This is a genomic window from Streptomyces sp. ISL-12, assembly GCF_018614415.1.
Classification (GTDB): Bacteria; Actinomycetota; Actinomycetes; order Streptomycetales; family Streptomycetaceae; genus Streptomyces.
Genome location: NZ_JAGGOO010000011.1, coordinates 60,684 through 82,566, shown reverse-complemented (window position 1 = coordinate 82,566; position 21,883 = coordinate 60,684). Strand labels below are relative to the sequence as shown.

The window sequence follows — 21,883 nt, the reverse complement described above, 5'->3', positions numbered from 1 at the left end:
CGATGAGCCTGTTCGGGGACGGCCTGGAAGCCGCGTTGCAGAAGGCGTTCACCCGCCCGGCGCCCAAGAGCGCGGGCGCGCAGATGCGGTACCTGGTCAAGCAGCTCAAGGGCACCAAGGCGGTCGCCCAGATGCTGCGGATCTCCCAGCGCACCGTCGAGCGGTACGTGAAGGACCAGATCAAAAAGCCCCGCCCGGACCTCGCCGCCCGCCTGGAGCGCGAGGTGAAAAAGCGGTGGCAGCCGCAGATCCGTGCCAAGGCCAAGGAGCGGGCGGCGACGACCGGCGGCATCGTCATCGACACCCGCGCCCGCATGGGCTACACCGCGCCGATCGGGTCGACGGACCAGGACCGCATCCGGCACCTGACCGTCGCCCTGCCCCCGCAGTACGCCGGGCGCCTCTTCGACGCCCAGGACGCCGGCGCCACCGACCAGCAGCTCCAGGAGATCGCTGCCGAAGCCCTCAAGGAGGTCTACTTCCAGGACAGCGGCCGCCGCGCCGGCAGCCTGGAGGAGGTCCGGTTCACGGACATCGAACACCTCGAGTTCGACCTGTAGCAGCCGCGCCCCGAACAGCCCGCGGGCCCGGACCGACACGGTCCGGGCCCGCTCTCAACGGCCTCCCCCCGGTGGATGACTGCACGCCGTGGAAGGAGCTGCGCGAGGCCCACCTCACCCGGCTCGCCGCCCAGCGCCCAGCTGTCACCTGATGCCTGCACCGCACGGTCCGCGCCGCGCCCGGGGCGCGTTCTCCGACTCCGCCGCCAAGCAGCTGGACGCCATCACCAGCAAAGCCGAGCTGCACGGGCTGGACCGCGCCCTGGTCGTCATCTCCGTCGACCCCGACGTTGGAGAGCCTCTCCCCAGCGACAGCCGCGGGCCGCAGCTGCGCCAGTACGTCGCGACGTGGAGCGCGTCCGGCTTGTGTACTGGGTGACGGCGTTGAAGACCGTGGTGGTCGTGGCCTTTGTATCAACCTCCCGCTGCCACTGGCTGCTCACTCTCCTGGGTCGTGCTGCCCAGATGCTGCATGGTGGTTGCGAAGGCAGCGCAGCATTCGCACGGCGCGGTCGGCACGCGGGCGCAGCGCGGGCAGCCTCATCGCGTAGCGGCCGCTGCCTGCCCGGCTGCTCTTGCTGCTGTTTGCGCCGCACCACCGAAACGCGAGCACGCTTGCAGCCTGCAGTCGAAGTACACGTCGGCGTTCACGCTGCGAGTCGGCGGGCGGTTTCGTACGCGCTCCTCGCCGCCTCGAAGGCGGCCGGCACGGGCAGGGTGACCTCCTTGTGAACCCCGGACGCCAGTTCGAGGTAGTGGATGAACCGAAGTTGAGACTGAGATCGCGCTCCGCGTAGTCACGCGTCGGTGGGCCTCGCCTGCCGCTTCGAAGTACCGCAGATCGTCGTGCACGCCCACGGCTGTCCGTGACGTTCCCCGGGAACGGTGACGTTGTCGCGGGCGAAGGGGACCTGAAGCGACTGAAGCGACCAACGGACGGAGAAGGCTGCAAGGCCTCAGATGAACAGCCATACCTGTTGGAAGGAGAGTCGCTTCGGTCGCTCTGATCGTCTCGGTCGCTTCCGCGTGGCAGCCAGCGACGGAAGCGCAGCGATTGAGGGGGTCGTCGGTCGCTGCGCTCTGACGCTGCGAAACCGCAGCTCAGCAGGGCACTAGAGCGACTGAAGCGACCGAAGCGACTCAAGTTCGGGGTATATGAAGCCATTCCTGTGCGCGCGTGTGCGTCATATATAGAAAGATTCGGTCGCTTCAGTCGCTGTGCGTGGCCCTGTCTGCGCGCTGACCTGGCGTTTTACTGAAACAGGCGAGTCAGCGACTGAAGAGGCTCCAGTCGCTGACTCGCCCGGTGGGTCGCTCATCACCTCCGGTGCCAGACCGTTTATCGACACGGGCCCGAGTTCCTCATCGCCTCCCTGCTGCGTTCGCTAAGGTATGTCCGTCGTTGAGTCGCTTCGGTCGCTACCAGGGGGTGAGCATGTCCGCTGAGCTGCAGATCTCTGCCAGCGACTCAGCGTCCGCTGCCCTCCGTGCTTCAGTCGCTGGCCATTCGCTGGCTACAGCGCAGTGGTGTGCTCGCCTCGGCTGGCCGGTCCACCCACTCGCAGCAGGACGCAAGACACCAGCCTCGAACTGCCGGGACTGCCGGACCCCCGGGCACACCGCCGCAGGCTGTGCCTGTCTGTCTGCCGGCCGCTGGTGCCACGGATTCCACGCCGCCACCCTTGACCAGCGTCGCATCGACCACTGGTGGAGCAAGCACCCGGAGTTCGGCGTCGGTGTCGCCTGCGGCCCCGCAGGCCTGGTCGTCATCGACATTGACGCCCACGAAGCCCAGCCCCCCGCCCGGGACCGCCTCCTACCCGGCATCCCGATCGGCGACCACGTCGACCTGACCGGCATCTCCACGGGCTTCCACACCATCGCTGTCCTCGCCGCCCTGCGCGGCATGCCCAGCCCGGCCGAGGACACCACCACGCTGCGCGTCCGCACCCCTTCCGGCGGCATGCACGTGTGGTACCGGGCCGGTGACCCCCGGCGCTGGCAATGCTCCGCCGGCTCCAGTCAGGGCCGCGCTCTGGCCTGGCAAGTCGACGTGCGCGCCCACGGCGGTTACATCATTGCTCCCGGCACCACCACCAGTGCAGGCACCTACAAGGTCCTCGGTGAAGTCAGGCAGCCCGCCGTCCTGCCGGGCTGGCTGGCGCAGGAACTCGAACGAACCGGCCATCTGCCTGCCCCGAGCGTCCCCGCCCCCCGGCCGGTTCCGCCCCGCGCCAGACAGGCCGTCCTCGCCGCAGGCGGCGGCGCCGACACTGACCGGCTCCTCGCCGCCGTCCTTGCCCCGGTAGCCGCCTGCGCCCAGGTCTCCGAAGGCGCAGGGTTCTCCGACACCCTCAACCGCGCCGCCTACACCCTCGGCGGACTCGTCGCTGCCGGCCGCCTCACCCAGGAAAGCGCCGAACGCGCCCTGACCGAAACAGCGGCCACCGCCCGCCCCGGACAGGACCGCCGGGCCGAACAGATCATCCGCAGCGGCCTTGCCGCCGGGCTCAGGCGCCCCCTGAATCCCGGACGCCGCCGATGACCTCCCCGGGCAATGACAACACTCTGTTCGACTTCGACGCCAAGGCCGTCGCCGAACAGATTCGCAGCCAACCCCAAATCCCGCTGCCCACCCAGCCCACGGCCCCCGCCGCATCCCTTCCGCAGGCCACCCCGGACGGACTGCTGCCCGACACCCTCACCGACCGCGGCAACGCCAAACTGTTCGTCAAGCTCTACGCCCAGGACTTCCGGCACGTCCCCGGCATCGGCTGGTACCGCTGGGACACCACCCGCTGGCAGATCGACGAGGACGACACCGTCCTGTGGGCTGCCGGCGACCTCGCCGAGAGCATCGCCACCCATGATCCCTACGGGCGGTTCACCACAACAGCCCTCGCCCGACACCGGCGCCGCGCCCTGTCCACCGCCGGCATCAATGCCATGCTCACCCAGGCCCGATCAGCCCCTGGCATGGTCCTCAACGCCACCCGCCTGGACGCCGATCCCTACGCCCTCTGCACTCCCGACGGCATCGTCGACCTGCGCAGCGGCCTGCTCAGAACCCCTGACCCCAACAAGGACTTCCATTCCCGCTCCACCACCGTCGGCCCCCGGCCCGCGCAGACCCCCCGCTGGAGCCGCTTCCTGACCGACACCTTCGGCACCGACGCCGAAGGCACCGAAATGATCGGCTACCTGCAGTTGGTGCTCGGGTACGCCGTGACGGGAGACGTCGGCGGCCAGGTTCTGCCCTTCCTTTTCGGCGCCGGGAAGAACGGCAAGTCCGTCCTCCTTGACGTCCTGATGAAACTCCTCGGCGACTACGCCGACGCCGCACCACCCGGCTTCCTGATGGCCCGCCCCTACGAAGGGCACCCCACCGACCTTGCCGAACTCCACGGCCGGCGCGTCATCGTCTGCAGCGAGGTCAACCCCGGCGACAAGTTCGACGAGGCCCGCGTCAAACTCCTCACCGGCGGCGACCGCATCAAAGCCCGCCGCATGCGCCAGGACTTCTTCAGCTTCACGCCTACCCACAAACTTCTTCTGGTCGGCAACCACCGCCCCGAGGTCGGCACCGGCGGCTTCGCGTTCTGGCGCCGCATGCGCCTGATCCCCTTTGAGAACACCGTCCCCGACCACCGCAAGATCGACAACCTGGCCGACATCCTCGTCACCGAGGAAGGCCCCGGCATCCTGGCCTGGCTCGTCGACGGCGCCCGACGCTACCTCGCCGGTGCCCGCGACCTCACCGGACCCGAACGCGTCCGCATCGCCACCACCGCCTACGCCGAGACCGAGGACCACACCGGCCGCTACTACGAGGAATGCTGCACCCTCGCCCCCGACCTGCGTGCCGAGCAGACCGGCCTCTACAGCCACTACAAGGCGTGGTGCCAGAATGAAGGGGCACCCGCCCTGTCCTCCCGCGCGTTCGCCGCCCGCACGCGGGAACTGGTGGGACTGGCCTCACCGAAGCAGATGATGACGTCCAACCAGCGCAAGTACTACCCAGGCATCGGCCTGCTCGCCGACCAGGAGAGGGAAGCAACCGCATGAGCTCCCTGATCACCGAGGACGAGATCAGCCACGAGACCGACCTGGTCTGGCTAGAGAACGTCGACAACCTCGACTACGTCCGCCAGAGCCTGGACCGCCTCCCGACCCGCAAGGGCAAGCCCGCCTACCACCGCGACGGCCGCATGGTCGGCTACGCCGTCCTCGGCAACACCGCCAAACCCTCCCGCGCCTCTGGCACCTTCCGCCGACGGGTGTTCTGGCTCCTGCCCCACGATCGCGACAGCGAGCCCGATGGCCTCTACACGACGGGCGCCCCCGCCGAAGCCGTCGACCCTCGCACCCTGGAGCCTCGGATCAAGGGTTACAAGACCGAACGCTCCGAGGGCGGCCCGCCCTCCGACGCCATGCAGGAACTCGGCATAACCCTGCCCCTCTAGCGCTCACCTAAAGCCCGTCATACCACCCCGAGCAGATCGCCCTTCAATTGGCCGAACCTGCCCCAAGCCGTCGCCACCGATGGTCAGCCAGTCCCAAGAGGCGGCTCCCAGAACCTGCTCGACCGGCTCCAGGAGGCCAAGGAACAGGGATGGCTCGGCGAGGTCGCCGCAATCGAGGCCAGCCTCGCCGCCGCCGAGCAGAGGCTCGCCGCCATACGCGACCTCGCGGCCCGGCACACCACCGTCCACCTGGGCATGGTCTACAACGACGTGAGTCACCTCCCGGACGACCTGCGCTGGACCGGCTTCCCGCCCCAGCTCCGCACGCCCTGACAGCTTCCTGCCCGGATGGCGGCTTGCTGGTGGCCGACGCTGTGCAGGGCGAACCAACCACTCGTCGGCCAGCCAAGGGGGTTCAGTCTCGTGTGGTGGGACGGAGGCTGCGGAGCCAGATGATCGCGCCGCGGAGGTGGAGGGCTGCGAGGTAGCTCTCGGGGGTCTTGTCGTAGCGGGTGGCGATGCCGCGCCATGCCTTCAGCTTGTTGATCAGGCGCTCGATGATGTTGCGGTCACGGTAGAGCTCGGCGTCGTGGGTGACGGGTCGCCCACCGCGGCGTCCCTTTTTCTTCCGGTTGGCGGCCTGGTCGGCCTTCTCCGGGATGACCGCCTTGATCTGGCGTCTGCGCAGGTGGGTGCGGTTGCGGCGCGAGGAGTATGCCTTGTCGCCGGCGACCGCGTCGGGGCGGGTGCGCGGCCGGCCTACCGGGCCGCGCACCTTGATGCCCTGCAAGACGGGGATGAACTGCGGGCTGTCGGCGGCCTGCCCGGGGGTAAGCACGAAGGACAGCGGACGGCAGCGTCGTTCGGCAGCCAGGTGCACCTTGCTGGTCAGCCCGCCCCGCGAGCGCCCCAGGGCAGCGGACTTCAGCCGCGCGCGGCGCCGACGGCGAACCCGGCGCCGCTCGGCACGGGCCGGATCAGCCGCGTCAGCTTCTTCCGCACCTTCTTGATCTTTTTGTCCCTTCCTGCGGCCCCCTTTGACTGCTCGATGACCTCCTCCAAGACGGCCAGGACATCTTCACTCACCCGTGCGCCCGCAGCGTCGTGATGTGCACGGGCGGTCGTGGAGTCCACGCTGACCAGCGACAGGTCCACCTGCCCGCGCCGCGCGGCCTCGGCGATCAGCGCCTCCATCAGGGCCTGGAACACCCCGGCATCGCGCCACTGACGGAACCGGTCGTAGACCGTCGACCAGGACCCGAACTCCTCCGGCATCTCCCGCCACTGGCTTCCGGTACGGAACCGCCAGACCACACCCTCGAACTGATCCCGCAGCCGGTGCGGATACGGCCCGTACCCACCTATCGGCAGCAACGGCTCCACCAACGCCCAACCGTCATCGCTCAGTTCGCGTCTCGCCACACGAATGTTCTACCGCCATGTTGATCACGACTCCGCACAGGCCCTAGCAGGCGAGAGCTGGGCCGACTACCTCGCAGCCCGCCAGGCCGAATAGCGCGGTACCCGTTCAACTGCGTCGGGGCAGTTCGGCGCGCCGTACCGTGTTGGAGGCCAAGGCGATGGCCACACCCAGGCTCGCGAAGATGCCGCAGCCGACGAACACTGGGGCGGCACCCCAGGCTCCGATGGCAGCGCCGACCAGCGGATAGCTGAGGGGCGCGAGACCGACCATGGTGAGCATGACGACGGAGGTGACCCGGCCGAGATAGGCCGGATCCGACGCCGTCTGTATGAGGGCGTTGCCCAGGCTGCCGAAGATGCCCGCGCACAGCCCGATAACCGCGGCCAGCACCACAGCGAGCCAGAGGGTAGGCACCAACGCGATGGCGGCGGCGCCCGCGCAGCCCACGAGCAGTGTGCCGGCCATCATCAAGCCCGCACGGGGCAGCCAACCGGCGATCGCGAGCAGCGCGGCGCTGGCCGCTGCTCCTGCACTGAAGCTGCTGACGATCCAGCCGTAGCCGGAAGGGCCCCAGCCGCGCTCGGCGTTGAGGAGCACCATGCCGACGTTGAGGGTGCCGATGAGCCCGAGCTCGCAGACAGCCCCGGCGGCGACGAGCGGACCGATGAGTTGGTGTCGGCGGATGTAGCGCAGCCCGTCGAGCAGGTCCCGCCGCGCGGTGCCGGGCCCCGGCCGCTCCGCGTCATGTGACCCCAGCGACCGTATCCGTACCGTCAGCAGGAGCGGCAGGGACAGCGCGAAAAGCGCGCCGGCGACGATGAAGGCGGCCGCAGGCCCGCCCAGTCCCATGGCCAGGCCGCCGATCGGCGGGCCCCCGATCTGGCCGAGGCGCATCGACAGTGAGCGCAAGCCGGTGACCCGGGCCAGCTGGTCAGGGCTGGTGATGCGCGGCGGGAGGGCACCGACAGCGGGCACGAACAGCGCGTCCACGGCGCCGAAGACGAGCGCTACTGCAACCAGGACCCACAAGGCTGGCGCAGTCAGTGCGATACCGGCGGCCGCCGCCAGGATGAGGAGACAGCGCAGCGTGTCACTGCCGAGAATCACCCGACGGAGGTCGAACCGATCGGCCACCACGCCCCCGCCGAGCATGAGTAACGCCCGCGGCAGCGCCCCGGCGGCCATGACGAGGCCGACTTCCGTAGGGCCGGCGGCCTTCTGGGCGGACCAGCCCAGGGCCACGAAGTACACGCTGTCGCCGACGAGAGAAGCGGTGTACGCGGCGAGCCAGCGCAGTACGTTTCCGTCCCGGTAGGCCGGTGTGGTGACGTATTCGGGCAGGGCTGTCTCTGTGGTGGCCATGACGGGCTCCAGTAGTCGGGGAAACGGTCCGGGTCAGGGCCGGAAGGGAAAGCCGTAGAGGTGCACGGACACGTGCTCGCGGTCCTCGGTGTCACCGGCCGCCTTGGCGGCCTTGCCGCGCTCCCGCCAGCGCCGGGCCAGCTCCTCAAGTTCGTCGCTCATCTCGGAGAGTTCGGCGGGGGTGAGGTCGAGTAGCCACTCGGAGCTGAAGGCTGCATCGGTCCACGCTTTGCCCCAGGCGGCCTTCTGATCGAGATACGTGCGGTACTGGGCGACGCGGGTGTCGAAGATGCCACGGGTCACCGCGCCGACTGCGGCGGCGCCCTCGGGTGTGTCCGCGAAGTCCGAGTCGCGAAAGCCCCAGCCCTCCTCGGACGCTACCTTCCACCACCGCTCGCGGCCGTCGGTGCCCTGGCCGCTCGCCTGGGTTACGAAGCCATGCTCGGCCAGTTTGCGCAGGTGGTAACTGACCAGCGACGGTGTTTCGTCGACATGCTCGGCGAGCTGAGAGGCGGTCGCGGTGCCCGCGGCGTACAGCATTCGGTAGAGCTGCATCCGCAGCGGGTTCATGAACGCTCTCAACCGGGACAGGTCAGTGATCTGTTCAGGCTCGTGCTTCGGTCGCATGCGCTAACCGTAGATGTGAAGCAGAAACTTCACAATAAGGGCTTCAGAGTTTTCACGGCGGCAGAGCCCGAGTCTGTGCCGACGAGGTCAGCGCCGACTGTCTTTAGGTAGCAGGCCCGTCGTGACCCCGACCCGTCCGCATCACTGAGCTCCGGCACGGCGGGGCGGTGGCCAACCTCGGCGGCTCACCACAGAATTGCGCACGCTCCGCATACCGCCTCTGCACCAGTGGGCACCGTCGGCGAGCCGACCGGACTGCGCGTCCTCGCCGAGCCTGCCCACGCGCACCGCGACAGCCACAAGATCGTCCCGGCCACCGCCGCGTGACCGCCCGCTTCCGCCGCTGCGGCCACGGCACTGGCCCCCTCCACCCCGGCGACCACAAGGCCGTCGCAGAGTTCACCGCGATGCTCACCGCCCGACAGAGGCCGGCCCCGTGGACCGGCCACGGCGACGTCGCCATACGGATCACCCCCGACGCCCGCGCCCTGGAGCGCGGACGCCCCACCGAAGGGCAGCAGCCGGACGCCGACCCCGTCGCCCTGATCCTCATCCACCCCGACACCGAGACCGCCCTCACCGGCACCCTTCACTGAGCCAGAGCACGAATCCACGGCGCGTGGACCGACCCCTACCGACTCCTCACCCACGCCCTCGCCGGGCGCGACCTTCCACCCACCATCGATCTGAGCACCTGAGCACATGAAGCGGCCCTCGCCCGTCCGGACCTTCGCGGTCCGAGCGGCGGGGGCCGCTTTTGTGTTTCTGGAGCAGTCAGCTCCGTGGCAGTTTTACGGCCGTAAAACTGCCACGCCCCGCATGCCTCGCAGGACCCCCTTTGATCTTCTGAGAGGATGCTTCCCGTCCATCCGAAGTACCGGGTTCCCGGGAAGTAGTCGGAGAGCAGTACATGCCCTACATCACCGTGCTCTTGAACCGTAAGGGCGGGGTCGGCAAGTCCCTCTTGTCGGTCAACCTCGCTGCGGTCTACGCCGAAATCCTTGGCTGCGATGCTGCCGAAGCCGAGACCGCAGACGACGGCCCGTCCGTAGCGGTCGTCTCAATAGACCCCCAGGGCACCAGCATCGAACACGCTGAGAAGGTCAAAAAGGCTGGCAGGCCAGTCCCCTTCCGCGTGGTCGACGCGAGCCAGAGCATCGACAAGTTGCGTCGTCTGCGCAGCGCCAAGGCCGACATCATCATCGTCGACACCCCAGGCTTCATGCCCCTGAAAGCCGAAGACGACGAAGACGAGTCCATCGACCCCCTGGGCGACGGAACCACCGGAGACGCGCTGCGCGCCGTCCTCGACGTTGCTGACGACGTCATCGTCCCCCTCGAAGCAGAGGGATCGGCCTTCACCCCGACCAGGGTCACCGTGGAGCGGGTCCTCATCCCCCGCCAGATTCCCTACGGCATCGTCGTCAACAACTGGGACCCCCGCGACGGCACTGCAGACCGCGACCGCACCATCAGCCTCGTCCAGCGCAGAGGCTGGGAGCTGTACAACGCCACTGTCCGTCACTACAAGCCGCACACCCGCGGCATCACCAACGGACGGTTCTGCACCCAGTACGAGTCCAACCACATCGCCACCAAGGCCAAGCAGGACTTCGTGTCCCTGGCCCTGGAGCACCAGCTCCGCCGCCAGAAGCACGCGGGAGCTCGATAATGGCCAAGCACGACGAGTTCGACGACTTCTTCGGCGACGACGATGACACCCCAGTCGTCGACACCCGAGCCGACGGCCGCCTGCTCCGCGTTCCTCTTGGTCGGCTCGCCCCCAACGGCGTCAACCCGCGTACCGACTTCGGCACCGAAGGCGAGCTGATCGACCTCGGGAAGAGCCTGCGACGCCGCCAGATCCAGGCGTGCCCTGCCGTCAGTCGTAGCGCCTACCTGAAACTGTGGCCCGACCACGCGAAGCAGATCGGTGACGTCGACTACGTCCTCGTCACCGGTGAGCGTCGGTACCGTGGCGCCAAAGCGGCTGGCAATCCAACCCTGAACTGTGTCGTCGACGACGGCTTGGCCAAAGACCGCAAGGCGTTCATGGAAGCCGTGGTCTCCGAGAACGTCGACCGCCAGAACTTCAACCCCGTTGAAGAGGCGTACGCGGTCCAAGCCCTCGTTGCCGAGTTCGGCTCCAACCGCGCCGTCGCCCAGCACTTCGAGCGGGTCGACGGATGGGTCACCCAGCGCATCCTCCTCACCCACCTGGCCCCAGAGGTTCAGGACCTGGTGCGGAAGAAGACCATGCCGCTTGACGCCGCCCGGTCGCTGGGCAAGCTGGCCCGGGACAACGAGTGGGACCGCACGGAGCAGCTGGCATGGTGGCAGGACGAGCAGAAGCAGCGGGCGGCAGCATCTGCTGAACGGGCGGCAGCCAAGAAGGTCGCCAAGAAGGCCGCCGCTCCCAAACGGCTGACCGCCGAGCCGCCTGCTGGTTCTGGGCAGCAAGGGGGCGATCCGTTTTACGGCCGTAAAACGGATCCGGCCGACCTGGCCGCTGCGGAACAAGAGGCACCCGCCGACGCAGCACAGGAGGGCGCGCCAGCCGTTCCTGGACAAGCCAGCCCGCCCGAAGTGACAGCTGGAGGAGGGAGCCAGCAGCCCAAGCGGTTCCCCTACGAAGACGGTGTCGACGCGGCACAACACCTGATCCATAAGATGCCGACGGACGAGTTCAACAAGATGCTGGACCTGCTCAACAAGCATCGAGAACGTCAGGCCGTACCTGCCGGTTGACCTGACCCACCGGCTTGAGCGCATCCACTGGAAATGGCGGTGGCCCCACCAACAGAGGTGGGGCCACCGCCATTTTCGAGGGCGCCGCAGGGAGATCGGCGCATCAGCGCTCGGTCAGTCCTGGAACTCCCTGCTCTTCACGCCGTAGAACGAGGGCTTCGCGGGGCAGACCTGGGACTGCTCCATGCTGTCGGCGAGCGGGGCGAAGGTCTCGCTGCGCCGGACGACGTTGAGGAACTAGCCCAGCGCCTCCTTGTCCTCCCACAGTGCCGACGCGGTGCTGATGATCAAACTCTGCACGTGCTCCGACTCAGTCACGGCCTCGGTTGCTGCCACGCTATGTCCCCTCCTGGTCATCGGAACGATCAGCCAACCAACCGGCCGCCCTGCCCCGCAAGATGGCCTTCGGCCAGGGGCCGGTCCAGGATGCTGTGAGTCCCGATCCGGTGCCATATGACGTGGGGGAGCCCGGCGACCACCGTCCGGCCGTAGGACCACGTCGCGCGCCCGTCTGGCGCCCAGGTGAGCTCGTAGACGCCCGGCGCGCAGTGCACTCCCTTGATCCGTAAGCTGGGGCGGAATTGGCGGCCGGTGCGCAGGTCGGGAACGAAGGCGTCCAGGACGACGCGGCGGAAGCGCCGGCGCTGGGCGGGGGTGAGGTGCTGGAGGTCGGTGGTTAAGCGGGGGAGTGTCTCGAAGGTCGGCACGGTGGGTTCCTCCGGGCAGCACGACGAAGCCCCCGACGGATGCCGGGGGCTGCTGTAGGCGGTGCTTCCTTGGCGGTGCTCGTCTCTTGGCGCGTGGTGATGCTCAGTGGTGCTTGTTGGTGTCGTTCGGGTCGTGGTGTGCGTGCTGCCGGAGAGCGATGACATTCGCGTCCGGCCCGGCGCCGCTTCCCGCCCGGCGGGCACCTGAGAAGAAAGTTCGGCCGCTGCTCCCGCCTGGCGGGACGTGCTGCTGATCGGCCTTCTCTTGCAGGTCAGAGCCGTGTGGCGTGGTCTGCATGACAGTGGATATCAGGGTGATTCGGGCCGGTCAGATGTACCGGTACTACTTGCGCGAGACCGTTGTTGGCGACGGCCGCCGCCCGGCCCGTACGCCGCTGCGCGTCGCCCAGGAGCAGGCCGGGGTCCCGGCCGGGCGCTGGATGGGCCGCGGTCTTGCCGTGCTCGGACTGGCGCCGGGTGAGGAGGTCACCGAGGCGCAGTTGCGGAACCTGTTCGGCGAGCGGGGCCGCCACCCGTACGCGGACCGGATTGAGGCCGAGCGGCTCGCCGCGGGCGACTCCCCGAAGAAGGCGTATCGGGCCGGCGCCCTCGGACGCCGGGTGACGGTGACGGGTGTCGACTTCGTGTTCCGGCCGCAGCCGACGATCTACCTCCTGTGGGCGTTCGGGGATGAGGAGACGCGGCGGGTGATCGAGGCCGCGCACGAGCGGGCGATCGAGCGGGTGCTGGAGTGGATCGAGGACGAGGTGGCGGTGATCCGGTACGGCAAGGACGGCATCTACCGGGTGCGGCCGCCCGGCGGTCTGGTCGCCGCCCGCTTCCGCCACTACGAGGCGCGTTCCGGGCGACCCTTGCTGCATGACCATCTGATGGTGTCGGTGAAGGGGCAGCGCCTGGACGGGAAGTGGGGCTCGATCCACACCACGGCCCTGCACGAGAACACGGTCGCGGCGTCCGCGCTCTACAACGAGCTGGTCGCCTCCGAGGTCTGCGAGGCGCTGGGGCTGGCGACCGAGCCGCGCACCGTCACCCCGGGACGCCGCCCCGTGATGGAGATCGCCGGGGTGCCGCACGAGCTGATCCGCTGGACCTCCCGGCGCAGTGACCAGATCGCCGCCTGCCTGACCGAGCTGGAGCACGAGTACGTCACCGCCGTCGACGACGACGGCGAGCCGCTGTTCCTGCCTGTGGTCTCCGAGCGGGCCCGCGCCAAGCTGAACGCCATCGCCGCCCGCGAGACCCGCCCGCCCAAGCAGTCGGCCCGGCCGCTCGCGCAGCTGCGCGCGTGGTGGAAGGCGAGCGCGATCCTCACCTCCGGTGTCGCCGCCGACGTCATCACCTCTCTCCTCGAGTACGCCCGTGCCGCAGCCGCCGTGATCCGGGCCCGGGTCGCTGCCGTGGTCGACGTCGCCCTGGAGGCCGTCGACGTCACCGCGACCGTGTTCGTGATGAACGACGGGGGCCGCTTCCACCGCCGCCACCTGCTCGCCGAAGCCCGCCGCCACCTCGCGTTCGTCCTGCGCGGCCGCCGCCGCGACCCCGGCCTGGACGACCAGGTCGTGGCCGCCGCCATCTCCACCCACTGCCTGGACATCAGCGAGCCGAAGACCGTACGCGGCCTGGAGGCCGGCTATCGCCTCTACACCGCCCGGTGGGCCCTGTCCGACCTCCCCGCCCGGCGCCGATCTCCGACCGCCGCGCCTGACCCGGACCGGCACCCCCCGGCCGACCCGGGCGAGCCGGCTGCGCCCCGCCCGCCGGGCCCGGACGTGGGGGAGTGGGAGATCCCCCGCATCCCGCTCCAGTACGACCGTGCCGTCCTCGCCGGTGCGGTGGTGCGGGAGAAGCTGCGCACCGCCGCGGCCGCCGCCGTGCGGGGCCGGGCGTACGACGTCGTCGCCCACCAGCAGGCGGCGATGCCCGAGCAGCTGCTCGCGCCCGAGCCGGCCGACCCCGAGCACGACGACCAGGAGCAGAAGCCCGGCCGCCGCGAGGCACTGGACATGACGGCGCTGCGGGCCCTGCGGGAATCCCGCACGGACGTCGAAGCCCTCGATGTCACCGCCGAACGCCTGCGCCACCTCCAGGACGCGTTCAGCGAGGCGGCCGACCGGGCCCACACCACGATGAATCGCTACACGCGCCGCGACGACACCGAGACGCCGCACCCGGTGCGCCGGGACGATCAGCAGGCGCACCACCCGCAGGATCCGGGACCGCACCGCGGCCGGGAGGCCGGCCACTGAGTGGACCCGATGGTGCGCACCCGGTGCGGTGGTGCGCACCGACGACGCCCGGCTCCACTCCACTGAGTGGAGTCCACCGTCCGGGAGTGGACGCCACCGTGCTCGTCATCCACTCCACCGAGTGGAGCCCACCGCGTGGGAGTGGACGCCATCGACGGGAGTGGGGCCGCGCATCCACCTGGGGCGTTTCTCCTTGACCTGGCCACGGTTAGACCGCGGACAAGGGGGGTCCGTGCACGCTGCTCCTTCGCCCCGACCACCTGGGCCGGGGCAGCGAAGGAGACGAGACGATGACGAGCACCCACCCGGGGGTCGGGCAGCACCGCCGCTCGGGCCGATCACACCGGAGGGCCGGCGCCTGGCGGGCAGGCCCAAGGGGGATCCCTGGGCGCCCCCTTCGAAGGCCCCTTTGGATCCCCCTTTGGTGCCCGGCACCCCCGGCCGGAGGAAAACCCCTTGTCAGGGCAGCAATCGGCGCGAGAACTGCGCCGTCACAACCCTCTTCTCTCCTCCTGATGTCCGTAGTGGAGGAGAGCATCGGGTTCCGGGGGGCCCGGACGCCCTCCCAGGCCGGGCGCGGCCAGCGGCGGCGGCGGTCGGCCGGCGGCCGGTCGCGAGCAACGAGGGAGCAGAGCTGATGGCGGGGAAGCGGAAGAACAACCCGGCGGGGTGGACGAACAGCTACCGCGGCGACGTGCTGCGCGTGCTCGGAGCGCTGAAGGTCGCGACGGCTGATCAGATCCAGCGGATCGGCGCTCCGCACTTGACCTTCCGGCACGCCGACAAGCCGACCCCGTCGAAGCGGAAGCAGGCCCGCACCGCCTCGCACACGGCCGCGCTCTCCGACATGCGGGGGCACGGCCTGTCCGAGAACGGCGGCTCCACCGAGACGGGCGACGCCCTGCGGAACCTGACGCCCAAGGGCCTTCTGGCCGCCTCCTACGAGCTGAACCGGCCGGTGACGGAGATGGGCTCCACCGCGCGCGGCGCGGGCTCGTCAGGGGCCTCCCACCCGATGGCCGTCAACGAGACGGTGATCGCGATGCTGTGCCCGAAGCCGAACATGGCCAGGCTCACCGTTGACCCGCCGCACGTTCAGGCCGCCGCCCAGGCCGCCGTCGACGGACCGGACGGGATCGGCACGATCGCCTCGTTCTGGACCGAGGTCCCGCTCCCGGCGACCGGCACGTGGAACGCGCCGGGCAAGGGCGGCGCCCAGGCCGACATCGTGCTCACCGCCCCGCAGGACGGGGTGCCGCTGCTGTTCATCGAGGTCGACAACTGCCACGAGACCGCCGAAGAGCTCGCCGACAAGCTGGAGAAGTACGCCCGGTTCTTCAAGCGGAGGGTGAAGGACACCGACGGCCGTGAGCGGCCGATGTGGCGCACCCGCTGGACGGTCCCCACTGACCCGCGTGCGGACCAGCCCTATCCGCCGGTGCTGCTGGTGTTCAACCGGCTCGGCGAGCGCAACCCCAACCGCACGGTCCCCCGGCTCATGGAGCTCACCCGGCACTTGTGGCAGGGAGAGCGGGAGGAGGGAGGCCACCACCGCTACGACAAGAAGATCCCGATCATCGCGGTCGGGCTGAACCAGCTGCGTGAGCACGGCCCGACCGGGGAGGTGTTCGCCCGCTTCGGGCGCAGCGGCCCGCAGAGTCTGCTGGAGGCGATCGGCAACCCCCGCCTCGACGCCGCCATCGCCCGGGCCCGGCAGCGGCAGCGGGCCCTGGCTGAGGAGCAGCAGGCGCGAGCGCGGCAGGCGGCCCAGGAGCAGGCAGCCGAGCGCGAAGTCCGCCGTCCCGGCTGCACCGGCTGCGGGGCGCGGTTCACCGACGCCCGCTGGCAGGCGGTACAGCCGAAGGACTGGGGAGCCACGAAGGACTCCCACCCGCACCTGTGCGACACCTGCAAGCAGAAGGCCAGCGCCGCCGTCAGCCCAGCGGCTGACACCCAGGAACGCCAGGAGCCGGAACGCGGTGAGGCAGGGCCGGACGACTCCTGGCCCGCCTCCCAGCGCCCCGTCTGCACCGAATGCGGTGCCGCGTTCACCGACGAACGGTGGAAGGCGACCGCGCGCGTCGGCTGGAGCCCTTTCCCGGCGAAGCGTCCGTCTCTGTGCGGGGAGTGCGACCGGCGGTTCGAGGCCGACTTGGACCTGGCCTGGGGTGTGGGTCACCGGCAGGAGGAGTGCGACCAGGAGCAGGAGCCGGCCGTGCCTGAGCAGAAGGCCACCGGCTGGTTCTCCCGCCTGCGCGGCTGAGCAGGGCAAGCCGTCGGCACAGGGGGTGGGCAAGCACAAGGGGACCCTGGGCTTAGAGGTCGTTTTCTCCCGGTGTTTCATCCTGCAATGCGGACTTCATCATGTGATGTCGGGTCGCGCCAGGAGATGGTGGCCTCCCCGGTGAGGCGGCGGGCCATCAGGTCGGTCATGGCGAGGTGGACCATGGCTTCGGATCGGGCGGGAAGGGTCTCGTAGTCGCGGGCAAGGCGCCGGTGGAGCATCAGCCAGCCGTACGTCCGCTCCACCGCCCACCGCTTCGGTATCGGGGTGAATCCCCTGGTCCCGGGTTTGCGGGCGGTGATTTCCATGTCGATGCCCAGGGTGGCGGCATGCTCGACGAGGTGCTGGCGGTAGCCGCCGTCGACCCACACCTTGCGGATGCCGGGATGGCCGGCGGCGACCTGGTCGAGCAGTTGGGTGCCGGCCACGGAGTCCTGGACACTGGCCGCGGTGACCAACACCGCGAGAAGCAGTCCGAGCGTGTCGGTGACGATGCTCCGCTTGCGGCCGACGATCTTCTTGCCGGCGTCCGTGCCCTGGCTCGCGGCGGGAACGCTGGTGGAGGTCTTCACGCTCTGCGCGTCGATCACGCAGGCCGAGGGCTCGGCATTCCGGCCCTCGCTTCGCCGCACCAACTCCCGCGGTATGCCGTTGAGCTGGGCGAACACCCCTTCCTTCTGCCACTTCGCGAAGTAGCCGTAGACCGTCTCCCAGGGCGGGAAATCGTGCGGCAGGTAGCGCCACTGCACCCCCGTGCGGTCCACGTAGAGGATCGCGTTCATGATCTCGCGCAGGTCGTGTACGGGAGGCCGGCCGAAGTCCAGGGCCCGGCCGCGGCGCTCGAAGCGCCAGGCCGCGAAGACCGGCTCAATCAAATCCCAGCGGGCATCGGACAGATCACTCGGATATGGACGTCGCTCATTCATGACCTGGGCGTACCGCTCCAAGCCGAGTGCGCCCAGGCGTGCGTCTTCGGTCGTGGAAGCACGGCCTGGAACCGGGCGTCTTGGAATGAGACAGGCGCACGTCGCATCCCGCCCCAGACATCACCCCGTCCGGCTCTCGGGACCCACTCGCGCCGGCAACCTCACCAGCATCAAACCACTACGACTCGCAATCCATGGGATATCTGAGCAATTAAGGTGAAAACGACCTCTTAAACGATCGAGTCCATACCGAACCCGGAACGGTTCAGTCCAGGACGCGGACGACGGCACCGCCGACAACCGGTGGCGCATCGTGGGGGACCGAACGTAGTTCGCCGCCGAGGAAGCGTATGTCCCGCACTCCTCCCGACCGGTACCGCGTGACCTCCGCCGGGCCACGCGGTAGCGGCTCGCGCGTCAGCCCGCCGTCAGCTCACGACCCGCACCTTCCTCGGCCACTTCTTCGCGCCCGCCTTGGAGAACATGCTCTTGATGTCGGACGGCCTCATCTTAATGCAGCCGTTGGACTTGTAGTCGCGGTTCCCGTCCCAGCGCCAGGGCGAGTCGGCACCCTGCTTGCTGCCCTGCTTGCCGTTCGCCCGCATCTCGCTGTGGATGAAGAGGTCCGTGCGCTTGGTCCTCTTTCCGGCGCAGTACTTGTTCTCCAGCTTGACCACGTAACCCTTGATCTTGCTGCCGTTGTACGTCTTCGACTTGAACTCGATGTCGTAGGTGCCGTTGGGCAGCCAGCCCTTGTTCGAGGCGCAGGCGTTCGTGTTGCCGGTGCCCGAGCCTGCCCGCCAACTCGCCACCTTCGTGTCCTTCTTCTTGTTGGACCCCTTCTTCATCAGGTACAGCCGGGAGTTGGCCGGGTTGCTCCAGTTCTTGTTGAACAGGAGGTAGTAGCTCGACGACCCGGACGACGGCTTCTTCGCGGCCTCGGCCGGTTGCGCCGCGGTGACGGCCGCGCCGCCGAGCAGCACGGCGGTCAGCGCGACCGGTGTCAGACGCCGGCGGAAGGCTCCTGTGGTGATGGACATCGGTCCCCGTTTCTCGGTGATGGGTACGGGGGGCGGACGTGCCCCGCGCGCGGGGCGTGCACCGGACCCGCCTGCCACCCCCCACGACAGACGGATCTGGGCGACGCATCACCGGGGCCGTTCTCGCGACCGGTCCCGGTCGGCGTCGCGGCACCGACGTTAGTGACGGGAGAGGGGTGGGTGTGTCGGTCGTTCGACCCACATATTGAGGGAAAGCCGTCGTGTCCGGCTGGGGACTTTGTCAGGATGGTCGGCCACGTGTGCTCTTCGGACGAACGGCGGTCGATGGGACCTACGGAGAGAGAGTTGACAGAGCTGCTGCGGCGGTACGTGCCCCTCTTCCGAACCGTGGTCGTCTGTGCGTGCACGCTGCTCGTGGTCCCCGCGATGCCGGTGGGCGGGATGGCCGCGGCAGGAGGCGTCTCCGCGGTGGCGATCGTGTGGAGCTTGCTGTACCGCTTCTGGTTCCGGGCCGCCCCGGGGGCGCGCACGCTCCTGGTGACCGACCTCGTGGTGATGACCGGACTGTGCCTGAGCCAGGGTCTGACCGTTCCGGCCGCGCAGACCGGGCACGGCAGCACCTGGATCAATGTGGTGATCAGCTTCGTGGCCGTCGGGTACCAGCTGACCCACCCGGTGCCCACCGGCGCCGTCGTGGCCGTGTACCTGGCCGCCGCCGATCTCGTCGGCGTCGCCCTGGCCGGTGCCGCCCAGGGGCAGCCGGACACCTGGACCGAGGCCCTGCCCCACATCGGCCTGCTGCTCCTCCAGGCGGCCATGTCCCGCGCGCTCCACGTCATCGTGCACCGGTCCAGCAGGGAGGTGGACAGAGCGGTCGACGAGACGGCCGCTGTCCAGCGTGATCTGCGGGTGGCCGAGTCCCGGCGAGCCGCTGAGCGAACGCACCTGGCAACGCTCCATGACACGGCCTGTACCACGATGCTGATGGTGTCGCTGCCAGGGTCCCCGGTGCCGGTCGAAGTGGTGCGCGCACAGGCGGCCCGGGACCTGGACCGGCTGCGGAACGTGGAGGAACCGACCGGCACAGCGGACCTGATGGCCGAGTTGTCACGGGAACTGGCGCGGCACCCCCTCGTGGTCCAGCTGCGCGGGCCCGGCGACGGACGAGAAGAGTACGGCGCCGCCGACGGCACCCCCCTGTGGTTGTGGCGCCCGGCCGTGGCGGCGCTGCGGGACAGCAGCGGTGAGGCGTTGCGCAACGTGGTGCGGCACGCCGGGGTGAGCGAGGCACGGATCGCGGTGGAGCAGGTGGCGGAGCAGACGGTCGTCACGATCGAGGACCGGGGCCGTGGCTTCGACGTCACGAAGGTGCCCGAGCACAAGCAGGGGCTGGCGCGGTCGATCGTGGACCGGATGCGCGTGGTCGGTGGCCGGGCCGAGGTGCGCTCCCGGCCGGGGCAGGGGACACGGGTACGTCTGGAGTGGCCTCGTGTGTGATCCGCGGAGCGACACCCTCGGTGCCCTCGGCCTGCCGGCGGAGCTGCTGACCGCGCGGATCTCCGAGCGTCTGCTGACGGGTGCCAGGCTCGCGGCGGTGGGCATCCTGGCCGCCGTCCATCTGGGACTGGCGTTGCCCGCTCTGCTGAGCCTGCTGCACGGTTACCGGCGGCCCTGGCTGCAGCTCTGCGCGTTCGGTCTGCTGACGCTGGTGCTGCTTGTCCTCATGGTCAGCGCGGCGCGGGAGTGGTCCCGTCGGCACACCGGGTCCGGAAGGCTCGCGGCGGCAGGGACGGGGCGCGCTCGCCCGGCGGCATCGGTGTGGCCGGTCGCGGGTGTCGCCTGCGCGGTCATCGGGTCGGCCGTGGCCACGGCTGATCTGCCGGACAGGTATGTCCTCAGCACCTGGCACTGGTCCTTCCAGACGACCGGTTGGTTCGGCGTCGTCCTGCTGATGGACCGGCCGCTCAGGACCACGTGGGCGTTCCTGTCCGGGCACCTGCTGCTCATGCTCGCGCAGCTGTCGCTGAACGACCTGCCGACGCGGCAGCAGGGGGCCGCGATGGCCGTCGTTGTCGTGGCGGTGTGCGGCTTCCAGATCACCGTGGCCCTGGGCATCCGGCTGCTCAGCGACAGGGCGGAATCCGCCGGTGCGGCACTGCGGGAACAGCAGCGCCTGCGTACGGAAGCGGCGGTGGCCGGGCATCTGCACCAGGATCAGCGGGCCCGCTACCGGGCGCTCGGCTCGACGGTTTTCCCCCTGCTCACCGGGCTGGCGGACGGCTCACTCGACCCACGGGACGACGGAGTGCGCCGCCGGTGCGCCCTGGAGGCGGCCCGGCTGCGCCGACTCCTCGCCGAGCACGACTATGCCGCCGACCCCCTCGTGCACGAACTGCGCGCCGGGATCGACGTGGCTGAGCGCAACGGCGTCGGCGTGCAGCTCGCCGTCCGGGGCGCGCCCGTCGAACTGCCACGGGAGCTGCGCAGGGCGTTGATCGAACCCGTACTGGCCGTGCTGACCGCCGCACACGGCACGGCCAGGGCCACGGTGGTACGCGGTGGCGGTCGCGTCAGCGTGGGGGTGGTCGTCGACGGATCGGCCGCGCCGGTGACCCCGGCCCACTCGGACGAGGTGCGGGTACGTGCCGTCAGCGGCGAGGGCCGGCTGTGGGTGGAGAGCGTGTGCTCGGCACCTGCGCCTGCCGTGATCGGCGCTCAGAGTTCGTCGAGGGAGACCAGCCCGTCCTGAACGGCCCTGGCGACGAGGATGGCCTTGGTGGACGCGGGCCGCCCGGCGTTGGCGTACTTGATGCGGACGCGGTCGAGATATGTGTTCACCGTGCGCACGGACAGGCCGAGGCTCTCGGCGACCATCACTTTGGACTCCGACTTGAACCACTCCAGCAGCACGTCGATCTCACGTGTCGTGAGTGCCGGACGGCTCCGCCGGGTGTCGCTGCCGAACGCTCCCGCCAGCGCGGGCGGTGTATAGGGAACGCCCTGCGCGGCGGCCAGCGTGGCGGCGACCAGGTGACGCTCGCCCTCGGCCTTGGTGAGGTAGGTGAACGCCCCCAGGTCCAGGCAGGTCAGTGCCGTCTCCGGGCTGTCCTTCATGGTGTAGACGACGACCTGCCGCTGGTGTACGACCAGATGCTTCAGCTCCGGATAGGCCGGGCCACCCTGCGACAGCTGAAGGTCGAGGACCACGACGTCGGCGTCCCTGCCCGGCCCGGTGAGAGCGACCGACACGTCGCGTCCCTTGGCCAGCACTTCGATGGGATGGGCGGACGAGGTGTACCAGTGCTCGATCCCGGCGAGCACCACCGGATGATCGTCCAATAGCACCACACCGACCGGCCGGTCACCCCGCATGCTTCCCCCTACCCCTCGTGTCCACCGCGGCTCGTCGGAGCGGTCGGCGGGTCGCCCCGCGCTCCGGTACCCAGCATGCACGGGGCGGGGCGGAACATGCACGGGGCGGGGCGGAAGGTGCGGTGAGCGTGAGGGGGATGCGC

General features: G+C 69.6%; 18 protein-coding genes and 2 pseudogenes. 12 read left to right on the top strand and 8 right to left on the bottom strand.

The annotated features are described in order from the left end of the window. Positions 1-2 precede the first annotated feature (2 nt). The 5 genes and pseudogenes from J7I94_RS03420 to J7I94_RS03400 all read left to right on the top strand — a co-directional run bounded on the left by J7I94_RS03420 (position 3) and on the right by J7I94_RS03400 (position 5,023). Positions 3-560, top strand: coding sequence for an XRE family transcriptional regulator (locus tag J7I94_RS03420; RefSeq protein ID WP_215164963.1), 558 nt, complete (start codon positions 3-5; stop codon positions 558-560). A gap of 151 nt (positions 561-711) precedes the next feature. Further along, a pseudogene (locus J7I94_RS03415) lies at positions 712-974 on the top strand (hypothetical protein); the annotation flags it as partial. 1,021 nt (positions 975-1,995) lie between these two features. Further along, entirely contained in the window at positions 1,996-3,105 is a 1,110-nt protein-coding gene (locus J7I94_RS03410; RefSeq protein WP_215164962.1) for a bifunctional DNA primase/polymerase, read from the top strand. Further along, on the top strand, positions 3,102-4,625 hold the full coding sequence (locus J7I94_RS03405; protein WP_190078342.1) for a phage/plasmid primase, P4 family: 1,524 nt from the start codon (positions 3,102-3,104) through the stop codon (positions 4,623-4,625). Before J7I94_RS03410 ends, J7I94_RS03405 begins: the two co-directional genes overlap by 4 nt. Then, positions 4,622-5,023, top strand: a complete 402-nt coding sequence (locus J7I94_RS03400; protein ID WP_190078343.1) for a DUF6009 family protein — start codon at positions 4,622-4,624, stop codon at positions 5,021-5,023. The genes J7I94_RS03405 and J7I94_RS03400 overlap by 4 nt, the downstream gene beginning before the upstream one ends. A 3-nt stretch (positions 5,024-5,026) precedes the next feature. Here J7I94_RS03400 and J7I94_RS03395 read toward each other — a convergent pair whose 3' ends face one another. The 4 genes and pseudogenes from J7I94_RS03395 to J7I94_RS03380 all read right to left on the bottom strand — a co-directional run bounded on the left by J7I94_RS03395 (position 5,027) and on the right by J7I94_RS03380 (position 8,435). Beyond that, entirely contained in the window at positions 5,027-5,272 is a 246-nt protein-coding gene (locus tag J7I94_RS03395; protein ID WP_215164960.1) for a hypothetical protein, read from the bottom strand. Between the two features lie 166 nt (positions 5,273-5,438). Continuing rightward, positions 5,439-6,445, bottom strand: a pseudogene (locus J7I94_RS03390) (IS5 family transposase). Between the two features lie 106 nt (positions 6,446-6,551). Next, the gene (locus tag J7I94_RS03385) at positions 6,552-7,808 is read right to left on the bottom strand and encodes an MFS transporter (RefSeq protein WP_215164959.1); all 1,257 of its coding nucleotides are present in this window, start codon (positions 7,806-7,808) and stop codon (positions 6,552-6,554) included. 33 nt (positions 7,809-7,841) lie between these two features. Continuing rightward, the gene (locus J7I94_RS03380; protein WP_215164957.1) at positions 7,842-8,435 is read right to left on the bottom strand and encodes a helix-turn-helix transcriptional regulator; all 594 of its coding nucleotides are present in this window, start codon (positions 8,433-8,435) and stop codon (positions 7,842-7,844) included. 323 nt (positions 8,436-8,758) lie between these two features. Here J7I94_RS03380 and J7I94_RS03375 point away from each other — a divergent pair, with 323 nt between their 5' ends. From J7I94_RS03375 to J7I94_RS03365, 3 genes are all read left to right on the top strand, one after another. After that, positions 8,759-9,031, top strand: coding sequence for a hypothetical protein (locus tag J7I94_RS03375; RefSeq protein ID WP_215164956.1), 273 nt, complete (start codon positions 8,759-8,761; stop codon positions 9,029-9,031). A 314-nt stretch (positions 9,032-9,345) separates the two neighbouring features. Beyond that, positions 9,346-10,107, top strand: coding sequence for a ParA family protein (locus tag J7I94_RS03370; RefSeq protein ID WP_251074581.1), 762 nt, complete (start codon positions 9,346-9,348; stop codon positions 10,105-10,107). Further along, positions 10,107-11,183 carry a ParB/RepB/Spo0J family partition protein gene (locus J7I94_RS03365; RefSeq protein WP_215164955.1) on the top strand — a complete coding sequence of 359 codons (1,077 nt, stop codon included), beginning with the start codon at positions 10,107-10,109 and terminating at the stop codon, positions 11,181-11,183. The genes J7I94_RS03370 and J7I94_RS03365 overlap by 1 nt, the downstream gene beginning before the upstream one ends. A gap of 365 nt (positions 11,184-11,548) precedes the next feature. Here the strand turns inward: J7I94_RS03365 and J7I94_RS03360 are convergent, their stop codons facing one another. Further along, on the bottom strand, positions 11,549-11,890 hold the full coding sequence (locus J7I94_RS03360; RefSeq protein ID WP_215164954.1) for a hypothetical protein: 342 nt from the start codon (positions 11,888-11,890) through the stop codon (positions 11,549-11,551). Positions 11,891-12,186: 296 nt separating this feature from the next. On the opposite strand from J7I94_RS03360, the gene mobF reads away from it, so the two are divergent. Continuing rightward, positions 12,187-14,157 (top strand): MobF family relaxase, encoded by a 1,971-nt coding sequence (mobF, locus tag J7I94_RS03355; protein ID WP_215164953.1) that lies wholly within the window; start codon positions 12,187-12,189, stop codon positions 14,155-14,157. Between the two features lie 637 nt (positions 14,158-14,794). Beyond that, positions 14,795-16,420 (top strand): replication-relaxation family protein, encoded by a 1,626-nt coding sequence (locus J7I94_RS03350; protein ID WP_215164951.1) that lies wholly within the window; start codon positions 14,795-14,797, stop codon positions 16,418-16,420. 77 nt (positions 16,421-16,497) lie between these two features. Here the strand turns inward: J7I94_RS03350 and J7I94_RS03345 are convergent, their stop codons facing one another. Both J7I94_RS03345 and J7I94_RS03340 read right to left on the bottom strand, forming a co-directional pair. After that, entirely contained in the window at positions 16,498-17,367 is an 870-nt protein-coding gene (locus J7I94_RS03345; RefSeq protein ID WP_215164949.1) for an IS5 family transposase, read from the bottom strand. A 428-nt stretch (positions 17,368-17,795) separates the two neighbouring features. Further along, the gene (locus tag J7I94_RS03340; protein WP_215164948.1) at positions 17,796-18,407 is read right to left on the bottom strand and encodes a L,D-transpeptidase; all 612 of its coding nucleotides are present in this window, start codon (positions 18,405-18,407) and stop codon (positions 17,796-17,798) included. 306 nt (positions 18,408-18,713) lie between these two features. On the opposite strand from J7I94_RS03340, the gene J7I94_RS03335 reads away from it, so the two are divergent. Continuing rightward, a complete protein-coding gene (locus J7I94_RS03335) occupies positions 18,714-19,865 on the top strand; it encodes a sensor histidine kinase (RefSeq protein WP_215164946.1) in 1,152 nt (383 codons plus the stop codon). Beyond that, positions 19,858-21,117 carry a hypothetical protein gene (locus J7I94_RS03330; RefSeq protein ID WP_215164945.1) on the top strand — a complete coding sequence of 420 codons (1,260 nt, stop codon included), beginning with the start codon at positions 19,858-19,860 and terminating at the stop codon, positions 21,115-21,117. The genes J7I94_RS03335 and J7I94_RS03330 overlap by 8 nt, the downstream gene beginning before the upstream one ends. Here J7I94_RS03330 and J7I94_RS03325 read toward each other — a convergent pair. Further along, on the bottom strand, positions 21,084-21,740 hold the full coding sequence (locus J7I94_RS03325) for a response regulator transcription factor (RefSeq protein WP_215164943.1): 657 nt from the start codon (positions 21,738-21,740) through the stop codon (positions 21,084-21,086). The genes J7I94_RS03330 and J7I94_RS03325 overlap by 34 nt on opposite strands. Positions 21,741-21,883 lie beyond the last annotated feature (143 nt).

Coding starts and splice junctions, on each gene's coding strand:
- J7I94_RS03370 (WP_251074581.1), top strand. CDS start 9,346: ATGCCCTACATCACCGTGCTCTTGAACCGTAAGGGCGGGGTCGGCAAG.
- J7I94_RS03365 (WP_215164955.1), top strand. CDS start 10,107: ATGGCCAAGCACGACGAGTTCGACGACTTCTTCGGCGACGACGATGAC.
- J7I94_RS03325 (WP_215164943.1), bottom strand. CDS start 21,740: ATGCGGGGTGACCGGCCGGTCGGTGTGGTGCTATTGGACGATCATCCG.
- J7I94_RS03340 (WP_215164948.1), bottom strand. CDS start 18,407: ATGTCCATCACCACAGGAGCCTTCCGCCGGCGTCTGACACCGGTCGCG.
- J7I94_RS03385 (WP_215164959.1), bottom strand. CDS start 7,808: ATGGCCACCACAGAGACAGCCCTGCCCGAATACGTCACCACACCGGCC.
- mobF (WP_215164953.1), top strand. CDS start 12,187: ATGACAGTGGATATCAGGGTGATTCGGGCCGGTCAGATGTACCGGTAC.
- J7I94_RS03420 (WP_215164963.1), top strand. CDS start 3: ATGAGCCTGTTCGGGGACGGCCTGGAAGCCGCGTTGCAGAAGGCGTTC.
- J7I94_RS03400 (WP_190078343.1), top strand. CDS start 4,622: ATGAGCTCCCTGATCACCGAGGACGAGATCAGCCACGAGACCGACCTG.
- J7I94_RS03345 (WP_215164949.1), bottom strand. CDS start 17,367: ATGAATGAGCGACGTCCATATCCGAGTGATCTGTCCGATGCCCGCTGG.
- J7I94_RS03405 (WP_190078342.1), top strand. CDS start 3,102: ATGACCTCCCCGGGCAATGACAACACTCTGTTCGACTTCGACGCCAAG.
- J7I94_RS03410 (WP_215164962.1), top strand. CDS start 1,996: ATGTCCGCTGAGCTGCAGATCTCTGCCAGCGACTCAGCGTCCGCTGCC.
- J7I94_RS03350 (WP_215164951.1), top strand. CDS start 14,795: ATGGCGGGGAAGCGGAAGAACAACCCGGCGGGGTGGACGAACAGCTAC.
- J7I94_RS03380 (WP_215164957.1), bottom strand. CDS start 8,435: ATGCGACCGAAGCACGAGCCTGAACAGATCACTGACCTGTCCCGGTTG.